This is a genomic window from Pseudomonas borbori (genome assembly GCF_900115555.1).
GTDB classification, from domain to species: domain Bacteria; phylum Pseudomonadota; class Gammaproteobacteria; order Pseudomonadales; family Pseudomonadaceae; genus Aquipseudomonas; species Aquipseudomonas borbori.
On record NZ_FOWX01000022.1, the window covers coordinates 1 to 12,064 of the forward strand.

At 61.8% G+C, this 12,064-nt stretch carries 13 protein-coding genes; 7 read left to right on the top strand and 6 right to left on the bottom strand.

All coding sequences use genetic code 11. The features are described from left to right. Window positions 1-146 precede the first annotated feature (146 nt). Genes BM315_RS15910 through pilB form a run of 3 tightly spaced genes read right to left on the bottom strand, consistent with a single transcriptional unit; the run spans window position 147 to window position 3,950 of the window. Complete coding sequence (locus BM315_RS15910; RefSeq protein WP_141123963.1) at window positions 147-1,019, bottom strand: prepilin peptidase; 873 nt, start codon at window positions 1,017-1,019, stop codon at window positions 147-149. A gap of 3 nt (window positions 1,020-1,022) precedes the next feature. Then, entirely contained in the window at window positions 1,023-2,243 is a 1,221-nt protein-coding gene (locus BM315_RS15915) for a type II secretion system F family protein (RefSeq protein ID WP_090502721.1), read from the bottom strand. Window positions 2,244-2,246: 3 nt separating this feature from the next. Beyond that, window positions 2,247-3,950: a type IV-A pilus assembly ATPase PilB gene (gene pilB / locus BM315_RS15920; protein ID WP_090502723.1), complete on the bottom strand. Its 1,704-nt coding sequence runs from the start codon at window positions 3,948-3,950 to the stop codon at window positions 2,247-2,249. Between the two features lie 236 nt (window positions 3,951-4,186). Here pilB and BM315_RS25265 point away from each other — a divergent pair, with 236 nt between their 5' ends. From BM315_RS25265 to BM315_RS15940, 5 genes are all read left to right on the top strand, one after another. Next, on the top strand, window positions 4,187-4,372 hold the full coding sequence (locus tag BM315_RS25265) for a prepilin-type N-terminal cleavage/methylation domain-containing protein (RefSeq protein WP_090502725.1): 186 nt from the start codon (window positions 4,187-4,189) through the stop codon (window positions 4,370-4,372). Between the two features lie 23 nt (window positions 4,373-4,395). After that, a complete protein-coding gene (locus tag BM315_RS24370) occupies window positions 4,396-4,851 on the top strand; it encodes a hypothetical protein (RefSeq protein WP_141123964.1) in 456 nt (151 codons plus the stop codon). 278 nt (window positions 4,852-5,129) lie between these two features. Continuing rightward, on the top strand, window positions 5,130-5,939 hold the full coding sequence (locus BM315_RS15930) for an ABC transporter permease (RefSeq protein ID WP_244527315.1): 810 nt from the start codon (window positions 5,130-5,132) through the stop codon (window positions 5,937-5,939). Between the two features lie 2 nt (window positions 5,940-5,941). Continuing rightward, the gene (locus BM315_RS15935; RefSeq protein ID WP_090502727.1) at window positions 5,942-6,781 is read left to right on the top strand and encodes a hypothetical protein; all 840 of its coding nucleotides are present in this window, start codon (window positions 5,942-5,944) and stop codon (window positions 6,779-6,781) included. Then, the gene (locus tag BM315_RS15940; RefSeq protein ID WP_090502728.1) at window positions 6,778-7,731 is read left to right on the top strand and encodes an ABC transporter ATP-binding protein; all 954 of its coding nucleotides are present in this window, start codon (window positions 6,778-6,780) and stop codon (window positions 7,729-7,731) included. Before BM315_RS15935 ends, BM315_RS15940 begins: the two co-directional genes overlap by 4 nt. A gap of 320 nt (window positions 7,732-8,051) precedes the next feature. Here BM315_RS15940 and BM315_RS15950 read toward each other — a convergent pair whose 3' ends face one another. Both BM315_RS15950 and BM315_RS15955 read right to left on the bottom strand, forming a co-directional pair. Then, entirely contained in the window at window positions 8,052-8,438 is a 387-nt protein-coding gene (locus tag BM315_RS15950; protein WP_090502730.1) for a type II toxin-antitoxin system VapC family toxin, read from the bottom strand. Then, on the bottom strand, window positions 8,435-8,680 hold the full coding sequence (locus BM315_RS15955; protein WP_090502732.1) for a type II toxin-antitoxin system Phd/YefM family antitoxin: 246 nt from the start codon (window positions 8,678-8,680) through the stop codon (window positions 8,435-8,437). Before BM315_RS15955 ends, BM315_RS15950 begins: the two co-directional genes overlap by 4 nt. A gap of 291 nt (window positions 8,681-8,971) precedes the next feature. On the opposite strand from BM315_RS15955, the gene mntA reads away from it, so the two are divergent. After that, window positions 8,972-9,367: a type VII toxin-antitoxin system MntA family adenylyltransferase antitoxin gene (gene mntA / locus BM315_RS15960; protein ID WP_090502734.1), complete on the top strand. Its 396-nt coding sequence runs from the start codon at window positions 8,972-8,974 to the stop codon at window positions 9,365-9,367. After that, window positions 9,357-9,779, top strand: a complete 423-nt coding sequence (gene hepT / locus BM315_RS15965; RefSeq protein ID WP_090502736.1) for a type VII toxin-antitoxin system HepT family RNase toxin — start codon at window positions 9,357-9,359, stop codon at window positions 9,777-9,779. Before mntA ends, hepT begins: the two co-directional genes overlap by 11 nt. A gap of 370 nt (window positions 9,780-10,149) precedes the next feature. Here hepT and BM315_RS15970 read toward each other — a convergent pair whose 3' ends face one another. After that, entirely contained in the window at window positions 10,150-11,733 is a 1,584-nt protein-coding gene (locus BM315_RS15970; RefSeq protein WP_090502738.1) for a peptide chain release factor 3, read from the bottom strand. Window positions 11,734-12,064: the final 331 nt, after the last annotated feature.

The following is a 12,064-nucleotide window of genomic DNA, read 5'->3' on the forward strand; positions in this document are numbered from 1 at the left end:
TTTTGTAGGATGAGCGTAGCGTGGTTGAGCGAAGCGATACCCATCAATCGGTTGCACAGCCGCCGTATTTTGTTGATCTGCCGCAGATCGTCGTGATGGGTATCGCTGCGCTCAACACCACAGCATGGGTATCGCTTCGCTACGTCCTACGCCCCAAACCCGGCAAACTGCAGGTAGCTTCCGCTGATCTGGTCGCCCCAGAACAGGGCGATCCAGCCGGCGATGGCCAGGTAGGGGCCGAACGGGATCGGCGTGCTGGTTTCGGCGTTGCGCAGGCGCAGCATGATCAACCCGAGCACGGCGCCGACCAGCGACGACAGCAGGATGGTCAGCGGCAGCACCTGCCAGCCGCCCCAGGCGCCGAGCATGGCCAGCAGCTTGAAGTCGCCGTAGCCCATGCCTTCCTTGCCGGTCACCAGCTTGAACAGCCAGTACACCGACCACAGGCTCAGGTAGCCGCCGATCGCGCCCCAGAGTGCGGCTTCCAGGCTGGTGAACAGGCCGAAGTAGTTGACGATCAGCCCCAGCCACAGCAACGGCAGCACCAGGGCGTCGGGCAGCAGTTGATGGTCGGCGTCGATCAAACTCATCGCCAGCAGACCCCAGGTCAACAGCAGCATGCCGGCGGTCTGCCAGCCGAAGCCGAAGTGCCAGGCCACACAGGCCGACAGCAGGCCGCAGGCCAGTTCCACCAGCGGGTAGCGCAGGCTGATCGGCGCCTTGCAGCTGGAGCATTTGCCGCGCAGCAACAGGTAGCTGATGAGCGGGATATTCTCCCAGGGGCGAATCTCGTGGCCGCAGTGCGGGCAGCGCGAATTGGGCAATATCAAATTGAACAGCGGCGCATCCGCCAGTGCCGGCAGCTCGAGGATTTCCCGGGCCTGGGCCTGCCAGTCGCGCTGCATCATCAGCGGCAGGCGATACACCAGCACATTGAGAAAGCTGCCGATCAGCAGCCCCAGCACCAGGCAGACAAAGGTAAAGGCCGGCAAGTCGCCGGCCAGAAACTCTAGCAGCATAAGTTAGCCAACCACCGCACCCAGCTGGAAGATCGGCAGGTACATGGCCACGATCAGGCCGCCTACCAACACGCCGATAACCGACATGATCATCGGCTCCATCAGGGTGGTCAGGTTGTCGACCGCGTTGTCCACCTCGTCCTCGTAATAGCCGGCGACCTTGTCCAGCATCTCGTCCAGCGAGCCGGATTCCTCGCCGATGGCGGTCATCTGGATGGCCATGCTCGGGAAGATCCCGGTGCTGCGCATCGAGAAGTTCAACTGGGTGCCGGAAGACACGTCAGTGCGGATCTTGTGCACCGCATTGCGGAACACCACGTTGCCGGTCGCCCCGGCCACCGAGTCGAGCGCCTCGACCAGCGGCACGCCGGCGGCGAAGGTGGTGGCCAGGGTACGGGCGTAACGCGCGACCACCGCCTTGTACAGGATGTCGCCGATGATCGGCGCCTTGAGCAGGGTACGGTCGAGGAAGTCGCGAAACTTCTCCGAGCGCTTGTACACCGCCTTGAAGGTGAAGGCGCTGGCGAAGATGGCGAAGACGAAGATGAACCACCACTCCTGCAACCCGCGCGACATGTTCACCACCACCTGGGTAAACGCCGGCAGTTCGGCGCCGAAGCCCTGGAACACGCTCTCGAACTGCGGCACCACCTTGATCAGCAGAATCGCCGTGACGATGATCGCCACTACTATCACCGCGATCGGGTAGGTCATGGCCTTCTTGATCTTGGCCTTCAGCGCCTCGGTCTTTTCCTTGTAGGTGGCGATGCGGTCGAGCAGGGTTTCCAGCGCGCCGGCTTGTTCGCCCGAGTCGACCAGGTTGCAATACAGGTCGTCGAAGTACAGCGGCTTCTTGCGCAGCGAGGCGGCGAAGCTGTTGCCCGCGGCGACCTCCTGCTTGACCTCGTCGATCAGCTTGCGCATGTTCGGGTTGTCGAAGCCCTCGCCGATGATGTCGAAGGACTGCAGCAGCGGCACCCCAGCCTTCATCATGGTGGCCATCTGCCGGGTGAACAGGGCGATGTCCAGGGGCTTGATCTTCTTGCCGGTGCCGAACAGCGACTTGGGCTTCTTGCGCACCTTGAGCGGGTTGATACCCTGCTTGCGCAACTGGGCCTTGACCAGGGCAGGCGACTGCCCGATCAGCTCGCCCTTCATCTTGCCGCCTTTCTTGTCGGTGCCTTCCCAGAGGAAAGCGCTGCTTGCTGGAGCTTTGGCCGCCATCGGTTAGTCCTTTGTCACGCGGTTCACTTCTTCGAGGCTGGTGATGCCCTGCATGGCCTTGAGCAAGGCCGAGGTGCGCAGGTCATTGAAGCCGTCTTTGCGCATTTGCGCGGAGATATCAATGGAATTGCCTTCTTCCATGATAATCCGTTGCAATGCGGGCGTGTTTTTAACCACTTCATAAATTCCGATACGGCCCTTGTAGCCGCCGTTGCAATTTTCGCAGCCCACCGGGCCGTAAAGCTTGAAGCTGCCGATCTGGTCCTGCGGGAAGCCTTCCTCGAGCAGCGCCTCGCGCGGGATCTGCGCATCCTTCTTGCAATGGACGCACAGCTTGCGCGCCAGGCGCTGGGCGATGATCAGGCTGACCGAGGTGGCGATGTTGAACGAGGGCACGCCCATGTTGCGCAGGCGCGTCAGGGTTTCCGCGGCGCTGTTGGTGTGCAGGGTCGACATCACCATGTGCCCGGTCTGCGCCGCCTTGATCGCGATCGAGGCGGTGTCCAGGTCGCGGATCTCGCCGACCATGATGATGTCCGGGTCCTGGCGCAGGAAGGCGCGCAGCGCGGCGGTAAAATCCATGCCTTGCTTGGGGTTGACGTTGACCTGGTTGATGCCTTCCAGGTTGATCTCCACCGGGTCTTCGGCGGTGGAGATATTCACGTCCACGGTATTGAGGATGTTCAGGCCGGTGTACAAGGACACCGTCTTGCCCGAGCCGGTCGGCCCGGTCACCAGGATCATGCCCTGCGGTTGCTTGAGCGCGGCCATGTACAGGTCTTTCTGCCCCGGCTCGTAGCCCAGCGCATCGATGCCCATCTGCGCGCTGGAGGGGTCGAGAATCCGCATCACGATCTTCTCGCCCCACAGGGTCGGGCAGGTGCTGACGCGAAAGTCGATCGACTTGCTCTTCGAGATGCGCATCTTGATCCGCCCGTCCTGCGGCTTGCGCCGCTCGGAAATATCCAGCGCGGCCATCACCTTCAGGCGCGCCGAGATACGCGGTGCCAACTGGATCGGTGGGCGGGCGATCTCCTGCAGGATGCCGTCGGTACGAAAACGCACCCGGTAGACCTTCTCGTAAGGCTCAAAGTGCAGGTCGGAGGAGCCGCCCTTGATCGCATCCAGCAGCATCTTGTTGACGAAGCGCACCACAGGCGCGTCGTCGGCGCTTTCGCCGGCGACGCCGTCTTCCTTGTTCTCGTCCACCGCCTGCACGTCCAGGCCGTCGAGGTCGACGTCGGCCAGGTCTTCCATGCCGCTGTTGGCCGCCTCGAAGAACCGGTCGATGGCATCGCCGAGCTTGTCGTCCTCCACCAGCAGCGCTTCGGTGCTCAGGCCGGTGCTGAACTGCACGTCGGTGACCGCCTGGTGGTTGGTCGGGTCGGACAGGGCGACGAACAGCTTGTTGCCGCGGCGGTACAGCGGCAGCACGCGGTGCTGGCGGCACAGCTTCTCGCTGACCAGATCACGCGGCTGGCTGTCCTTATCGATGGCCTTAAGGTCGCACAGCGGCACGCCGAACTGCTCGGCGGCGATTTCCGCCACCGCGCGGCTGCTGGCCAGCTTGTGCTGCACCAGGTAAGACACCAGCGGGATCTTGTTGCGCAGCGCCTGGGCCTGGGCCTGGGCCGCGGTGCGCTCATCCAGCAGGTTGGCGTTGACCAGCTGGCGGGCCAGGCCGGTCAGGGTGGGAGCTTCGTTCATTGCGCTTCTGCTAATCGAAGGGAGGCGGATGCTGCTGACTTATAGCCTAAATCGCAGGCCAAGCCCAAGTGCGGCAGTTGTGGCTGACAAAAAACGTCAGTTGCTGCCGTGTTGGGAACGGGCTGGTTTTTGCTGAGTGGCGGGAAATCTCTTGTCTGGCGGGTTCTGCCGAGTTGGCACGCCATCTGCTTTATCCCTGCCAGGTCGCTGACCTTAACCACACTAGGAGCTTGCCCATGAAGTCTCTCAAGAAGCAAAAAGGTTTTACCCTGATCGAGCTGATGATCGTAATTGCGATCATCGGGATTCTCGCCGCCATCGCCATTCCGCAGTTTAATGAGTATCGCCAGCGCGCAAATGACACTTCGTCGGTTGCTGATGTTAAGAACGGCATCACCGCCATTATTTCTTCGCTGCGCTGATCGGTTTTTCAGGAGATATGCAAATGAAAAAAATTACTCTGTTGCTCGCGGGCTTGATGGTTTCTGGTATGGCTTCTGCCGTCCAACTCACCGTGTCGGGTCCCGTGACTATGGCGGCTTGTCCTCCTATCAATGAAGATGTAAGACTTAATTTGAGCAGCAATGTACAGGCTGGTGTTTCTTGCAGTGCCACAGTGGTTGGGCTTTCGGCTTGCCATACGGGCGGTAAGGTAACCCAGCGCACTGTACCGGTGGTGCTAGTTGCTGCGGACGACACTACAGGTGTTCCCGAGCACTATGAGACCTGTAGTTTGACTGCTGATCCCGCGGTGCCTGGCTGCGCGAACACGCCAGTTACAGGCCCGGCCATGGCAACAGCCACTACTGCTATGGGTACTGTAAGTACTCAGTATCCGGGTGGTGCCACTTGCAGCGCGGCAGGTGCTGAGGCCAATTCTACCGTGATGATTGCGCAATAATTTAAGTGTGTTGAGTGGCTGCAGTGATAGGGTGGGGGCGGTTAATGTCGGCGCCACCCTGTTTTATTGAAAATAGAATTTATTTAATTGCGGTATGTCGGAGCGCAGGATGGAATCGCCGGAGGCGCTTCCGTCGTTTACCGCGATCTGACTCTAGTCGCGATGTTATCCACTTGCATAAACATAAATAAGGCTGTTTTTTTCTTATAATCTGTTCGATGAATAACCCCTTCGGTTCACGTCGATTTTTAATTCATCCCAATTCTGCCCTGTCAATTATGCCTATCTTTCGTGATTTCCTGACTGCACTGCGTCTGGCGCTCAAGGCGAAATTCGCCTGGATGGCGGCTGGCGTGTTGCTGGTGGTGGCACTCGCCACGGGTTTGTCTGCCTATTTCGGCGGTCGCCAGCCGGCGACCGTGGCGCTGGATGTGGGGGTTTCGACCATGCGCCTGCTGGTGCCGCTGCTGATCGTGCTGCTGGTGCAGGAACTGTTGTCCCGCGAATTCGACAAGCGCTATTACCTCAACTCGCTGACCTACCCGCGTGGGCGGCGCAGCCTGTTGCTCGGCCGCTTCGCCGCGCTGCTGGCCATGCTGCTGGGCCTGTTGCTGGCGTTGGGCTTGCTGCAGATCGGCTTGGTGCAATTTATCGGCGGCATCTATCCCCAGGCCACCCCGGTGGCTATGGGCCAGCCCTATCTGATCGTGATGGCCTTTATGGCCCTCGACCTGCTGGTACTGGCCGCGCTGGCCACACTGCTGGCAGTCGTCGCCTCGACGCCGAGCTTTGTCCTGATCGGCACCTTCGGCTTTATGCTGGTGGCGCGTTCCTATGGCGCCATAGTCGAGTTGCTCAGTAGTAATGCCGGGGTGGTGGTCAATGCCGAGGGTTATCGTGCCAGCCTCGGCGTGCTGGGTTATCTGTTGCCGGATCTCGGCGCGCTGGATCTGCGCATGCTCGCGCTCTACGGCAAGCCAGAGTTTCTCCCCGCCGACTGGCCCTGGTTGCTCCTGAGCAGTCTGGCCTACGCCTTCGCCCTGATGGCGCTAGCGGTCTGGGCGCTGCAGCGCAAGCGGTTCGCCTGAGCATGCCACGCCATCGTTACTGGCCCTTGTTGCTGGCGCTGCTCGGTTTTGGCGTATTCTCCTCCGCCTCGCAGTGGCGCGCCCACACGCCTGCGCCTGAGGTGCCGGTCATTGAAGGCCGCGTGGTGATCGCCGCGCCGGTGTTGCTGGTGCTGTTCGGTGGCGACCGCTTCCTCGCGGCCAGCCTGGAAACCATGCGCCTGGCCGCCACCGGGGTGGACTGGGGGCAGGCCGATACCGGCTATCTGATTCGTGCCCAGCAGGTGGTGGCCGAACTCAACCCCTGCCATGAAGACAACTATTACCTGGCCAACGGCCTGCTCACCTGGGGCGGTGCGGACAGTGAGGGCACCGAGGTGCTGCGCCGGGCCATGCAGTGTCGCTTCTGGGATGAGCTGCCGGCGTTTTTCTATGGCTTCAACCAGTGGTTCTTCAACAAGGATATTGCCGAGGCCAGCCGTGCGCTGGAACTGGCGGCGCAGCGGGCGACCGGCAATGCCGCCGGCTTTCGCAAGATGGCCGTGATGCTGCAGGCGGAAACCTTCGCCGACGAGAAGTTGGCCCTGGACTACCTGATTCAACAACGCGACGCCGCCAGCGACCCCAAGCTGCACGGCATGCTCGACAAACGCGTCGTCCGCCTGCAAGGTCTGGTTGCCCTGCGCGAGGCGCAGCGCCGCTTCGAGGCGGAAAACGGCGCGTTGGCCAGGCTCGAGCAACTGGTCGAAGCCGGGCTGTTGCCGGCCTTGCCGGAAGACCCGCTCAGGCTCGGCTACGAATTGCGCAAGGGGCAAATCATCCTGAAGAAAATGAAGATCGCCGGCATGGAGGATCAGTCGTGAGTGCTGCACTGGAATTTCATGGCATCAGCCAGACCTTTCGCGTCAAGGGCAAGGCGGTGCAGGCGCTGCGCGATGTCAGCTTCAGCCTGGCCGAGGGCGAGGTGTTCGGCTTCGTCGGGCCCAACGGCGCCGGCAAGTCGACCACCATCAAGGTCATGCTCGACCTGATCAACGACTATTCCGGCGAAGTGACGCTTTACGGCACCTCCTCGCGCGATCCCAGATCCCGCGAGGGCGTCGCCTATGTGCCGGAAGCCCCGGCGCTGTACGAGCAGTTCACCCCGCTGGAAATCCTGCGTATGGCCTTGTCCATGTACGGCATCCGCCGCGCGGACGAGAAGGCCTGGTGCCTGAACTGGCTGGAGCGCTTCTCCATTGGCGCCTCAGCCAACCGGCGTATCCGCGAGCTGTCCAAGGGCACGGTGCAGCGCGTGGCGCTGGCCCATGCCATGGTCGTGCAGCCCAAACTGCTGGTGCTCGACGAGCCGCTGTCCGGCCTCGACCCGGTCGGGCGCAAGGATGTGGTGGATATCCTCAACGAGTACAAGCAGCAGGGCGGGGCGATCTTCTTCACCTCCCACGTGCTGCACGACGTCGAACGCATCGCCGACCGTTTCGGCTTCATCAACCAGGGCGAACTGCTGACCGTGCGCTCGCCGCGCGAACTGGCCGCCGAACGCGCCGACTGCATGCTGGTGCGCTTCAACGCCAAACACCCCATCGCACCCGGCGCCCGCCAGTTGCGCGACGGCGAGTTCGAATGCGAACTGACCCAGGCCGCGCTGCCGGCCTTTATCGCCCAGCTCAACCAGAGCGGCGGCCACCTGCTCACGGTAAAACCGGCGGTGTCGCTGGAGAGCGTGTTCTTCAAGATCCTCGACGACGCCGCCCGCAAACCTCAACCCACGCTAACCCGCGAACCAACCCCGCCCAACAAAATCCCGGCCTGACCCCGCGGCCGCGGGTTTTCAGGATGTGGGGCGGCGTAGGATGGCGTTGAGCGCAGCGATACCCATCAACCGATTGCGCAAGCACCAGGGTTTATTGATTTGCCGCAGATCATCGTGATGGGTATCGCTGCGCTCAACCACATCCTACGGGGGCGCAGGGCTTCTACGGTGATGCAGCAGCAGGTGCTGATGAAGGGCGAGCGTTGGTGGGCTACAGGCCTGGAGGCGGGGTTGTTCGAGTGCGCCATGCTTAGCGAAAAGCTGGGGAAACCTCAGGGACAGACCCCGATTAGCTCCTTTGTTTCCCTGGCGTTTTCCTCTCACACTTGCCGAACCGGACCGGGATACTGGGCTACCAGTCCATCGGCTGTGAGCAGGGTGATCCCTTCGACCATGGCCTGGGCAACCAGGATGCGGTCGAACGGGTCTTTGTGGATTGGTGGCAGGTTGTCGATGGCGACCGCGTGTTCGCTGGCAATCGGTAGTTCACTGTAGCCGTTATCCAGCAGGCCACGGCGCAGCACGCGCTCATCCACCTTGAAATCGTCTCTGCCGAGGCCGCGTTTTATGGCAATTTCCCAGAGGCTGGCGGCGCTGAAGAACAGTTCGTTGTCCTGGTCCTCAAGCAGGGGGCGGGCGGTATTCGATAGCCGCTCGGGACAGCTTGCAGCCCACAGCAGCAGTTGGGTGTCGAGCAGGTACTTCACGACTCGCCTCCGAAAAGCTGCTCGATTTCTTCGCTGCCCATGCGGTCGAAGTCATCCGGGATGGCTATCTGGCCAGCCATGAAGCCCAGGCGCCTGGGCTGAGGCGTATCGGGTGCATCCAGTCGGACCACCTTGACCAAAGGTTTTCCGGCCTTGGCGATGATGAATGGCTCTCCGGTGACGGCTTGCTCGATTAGCCGTGACAGGTGGGTCTTGGCTTCGTGGATGTTTACGGTGTGCATGCAGGCTCTCCTGGTGACTTAGTTCGATTAGCTTAGTCTTTATCTGGCCATCAAAGAATAGGAGAAAACTCGGGGACAGGCCCCGGTTTCTCGCTCCTGGTTTCTCCTGAGGCCGCCCTAAGGACTGAGGGAATCGCTCGATCTGGGGGCAATCCACCATGGTTCACCGGTACGACACGGATCCTGGTATGGCGGATTCGTATGATGGAGCGGGGCGCGCGGCCAGGCTGCGCGCCGTGATCCCCTTACGTTCCTGGGATACACTTCCAAGGGTGTATATGGAGGCTTGCTATGAATAGAGTGGCGCTGATCGAGTTGCTGCGCTCGCGTCTGCACGGGCTGCTGGCTGTTTATGCCTTCGGTAGCCGTGTGCAGGGTACGGCGGGTGAGCGCAGTGACCTCGATCTGGCAGTGTTGGTGCAAGGCTATGCCGATCCGTTGGTGCTCTGGGTGCTTGCCGGTGAAGCCGCCGATATCGCTGGTTGCCCGGTCGACCTGCTGGATCTGCGCAGGGCTTCTACGGTGATGCAGCAGCAGGTGCTGATGAAGGGCGAGCGTTGGTGGGCTACAGGCCAGGAGGTGGGGTTGTTCGAGTGCGCCATGCTCAGCGAGAAGCTGGAGCTGGATCGGGCGCGGGCGCCCCTGTTGCGGGATATCGAGCGAGACGGGCGGGTGTATGGCCGATGATGTGTTGTTGAACAAGGCGGCGAGCATCGAGCGTTGCGTGAGGCGGGCGCGTGAGGAATATGAGTCCGACCCTGCCAGTTTCGCCGAGAACTTCACCCGCCAGGATGCGGCGATTCTGAACATTCAGCGGGCGTGCGAGGCTGCGCTGGATATGGGCCAGCATTTGATCAGGCGCGAGCGCCTGGGCATTCCGCAAAGTGCGCGTGATGTGTTTGCGTTGCTGGCGGCCGGAGGCTGGATCGACAATGCCCTGGCCGATGCGCTCAAGCGCATGGTGGGCTATCGCAATATTGCAGTGCATGAATACCAGGCGCTGCAACTACCCATCACCATTGCGGTAATTACCCGCCATCTGGACGAGTTTCTCGACTATTCCAAAGCCATTCTGCTCGGTGATGCCCGCCGCGGGTAAGCGCGGTATGGCGGATTGAACATTCGCGGGGTAATAGGGGACCCCGGTTTCTCCGCAGCTCTTTGTCGTATGGTTGAGCGCAGCGATACCCATTGGCCGATTGCGCCGCCGCCGGGTTTTATTGGTTTGCCGCAGATCGCTGTGATGGGTATCGCTGCGCTCATCCTACGCGGCCCGACCTACGCGGCCCGACCTTCCTACACGGTGGTAACTGCAGGGCTTTTGTAGGGTGCGCCGTGCGCACCAGGCCCCGCTTGTCAGTGGTGCGCACGGCCTAGGTGGCCCCGCGCACCCTACACAGGCCAGCTGCGACGCAGGACGCTAAAGCCGAGGGCTGGGGTGAGGGTTGGCTTTCACCAGCGATCGCCAATCAATGGTGCTCGCGCGTCGCCCTGAACTTCACGTCCGGCCAGCGCTCTTCCATCAGCGCCAGGTTGACCCGGGTCGGCGCCAGGTAGGTGAGGTGGCCGCCGCCGTCGATGGCGAGGTTTTCCACCGCCTTGTTGGCAAACTCCTCGAGCTTCTTCTTGTCGCTGCAGTCGATCCAGCGGGCCGACCAGACGGTGATCGGCTCGTAGGCGCACTCGACCTTGTATTCCTCTTTCAGGCGGCTGGCGACCACGTCGAACTGCAGTACGCCGACCGCGCCGAGGATGATGTCGTTGCTGCGCTCGGGGAAGAACACCTGGGTCGCGCCTTCCTCGGCCAGCTGTTGCAGGCCCTGGCGCAGTTGTTTGGATTTCAGCGGGTCTTTCAGGCGCACGCGGCGGAACAGTTCCGGGGCGAAGTGCGGGATGCCGGTGAAGCCCAGGTTCTCGCCTTCGCTGAAGGTGTCGCCGATCTGGATGGTGCCGTGGTTGTGCAGGCCGATGATGTCGCCGGCGTAGGCTTCTTCGAGCATCTCGCGTTCGCTGGAGAAGAAGGTCAGGGCGTCGCCGATGCGCACGTCCTTGCCGGTGCGTACGTGGCGCATCTTCATGCCTTTCTCGTACTTGCCCGAGCAGATGCGCATGAAGGCGATGCGGTCACGGTGCTTGGGGTCCATGTTCGCCTGGATCTTGAACACGAAGCCGCTGAACTTCTCTTCCACCGGCTGCACGGTGCGCTCGTGGGCCACCCGCGCCAGCGGCTGGGGCGCCCAGTCGACCACGGCATCGAGTACGTGATCGACGCCGAAGTTGCCCAGGGCGGTGCCGAAGAACACCGGGGTCAGTTTGCCGTCGAGGAATTCCTGCTGGTCGAACTCATGGCAGGCGCCCTGCACCAGTTCCAGCTGTTCGATAAAGCGCTCGTACTCGTCGCCCAGGTGGGCGCGGGCCTCGTCGGAGTCGAGGTGCTGGATGATCTTGGTTTCGGTGCGCTCGTGGCCGTGGCCGGCGGTGTAGACGATGAGGTAGTCGTCGGCCAGGTGGTAGACGCCCTTGAAGTCGCGGTAGCAGCCGATCGGCCAGGTGATGGGGGCGGCCTTGATCTTCAGTACCGCCTCGATCTCGTCGAGCAGCTCGATGGGGTCGCGGATGTCGCGGTCGAGCTTGTTGACGAAGCTGACGATCGGCGTGTCGCGCAGCCGGCACACGTCCATCAGGGCGATGGTGCGCGGCTCGACGCCCTTGCCGCCGTCGAGCACCATCAGCGCGCTGTCCACCGCGGTCAGGGTGCGGTAGGTGTCTTCCGAGAAGTCCTCGTGGCCGGGGGTGTCGAGCAGGTTGATCATGTGCTCGCGGTAGGGGAACTGCATCACCGAGGTGGTGATGGAGATGCCGCGCTGCTTTTCCATCTCCATCCAGTCGCTGGTGGCATGGCGGTCGGACTTGCGCGACTTCACCGTGCCGGCGATGGCAATCGCCTTGCCCATCAGCAGGAGTTTCTCGGTGATGGTGGTCTTACCGGCATCGGGGTGGGAAATGATGGCGAATGTGCGCCTTTTGGCGACTTCGGCGGCCTGCTTGCTCATGCTGGGGGAACCCGTCGACTGATAGTCGGTCTGTCAAAAAAGGGAGCGATTATAGCGGCAAACGGCCCGCAGCGCGGCGACCTGTAGTCAGGGCGGCAAAAGCGCAATTCGCCGGGCTTTGTGCAGCATTTAGTGACGCCTTGTTTTGAATCCGCAACGACCCATCGAACAGCCGATAAAACGCAGGGTAAATACGGCAATTTTTGATTGATCTAAGCTTCCCATGGTCCTAAAGTTCGCGCCCGAACGTCCATGCTGGCAACGATCCATCCGGCTCAAGTACTGACGACGAGAGACCGCGTGTTACCAGGCCGTGTGAAAACGTAGCGAG

Excerpts from the sequence above, each read along its gene's own strand:
- BM315_RS25265 (WP_090502725.1), top strand. The coding sequence starts at position 4,187 with ATGAAGTCTCTCAAGAAGCAAAAAGGTTTTACCCTGATCGAGCTGATG.
- BM315_RS15970 (WP_090502738.1), bottom strand. The coding sequence starts at position 11,733 with ATGAGCAAGCAGGCCGCCGAAGTCGCCAAAAGGCGCACATTCGCCATC.
- hepT (WP_090502736.1), top strand. The coding sequence starts at position 9,357 with ATGGCCGATGATGTGTTGTTGAACAAGGCGGCGAGCATCGAGCGTTGC.
- BM315_RS15930 (WP_244527315.1), top strand. The coding sequence starts at position 5,130 with ATGCCTATCTTTCGTGATTTCCTGACTGCACTGCGTCTGGCGCTCAAG.
- BM315_RS15935 (WP_090502727.1), top strand. The coding sequence starts at position 5,942 with ATGCCACGCCATCGTTACTGGCCCTTGTTGCTGGCGCTGCTCGGTTTT.
- pilB (WP_090502723.1), bottom strand. The coding sequence starts at position 3,950 with ATGAACGAAGCTCCCACCCTGACCGGCCTGGCCCGCCAGCTGGTCAAC.
- BM315_RS24370 (WP_141123964.1), top strand. The coding sequence starts at position 4,396 with ATGAAAAAAATTACTCTGTTGCTCGCGGGCTTGATGGTTTCTGGTATG.
- mntA (WP_090502734.1), top strand. The coding sequence starts at position 8,972 with ATGAATAGAGTGGCGCTGATCGAGTTGCTGCGCTCGCGTCTGCACGGG.
- BM315_RS15955 (WP_090502732.1), bottom strand. The coding sequence starts at position 8,680 with ATGCACACCGTAAACATCCACGAAGCCAAGACCCACCTGTCACGGCTA.
- BM315_RS15915 (WP_090502721.1), bottom strand. The coding sequence starts at position 2,243 with ATGGCGGCCAAAGCTCCAGCAAGCAGCGCTTTCCTCTGGGAAGGCACC.
- BM315_RS15910 (WP_141123963.1), bottom strand. The coding sequence starts at position 1,019 with ATGCTGCTAGAGTTTCTGGCCGGCGACTTGCCGGCCTTTACCTTTGTC.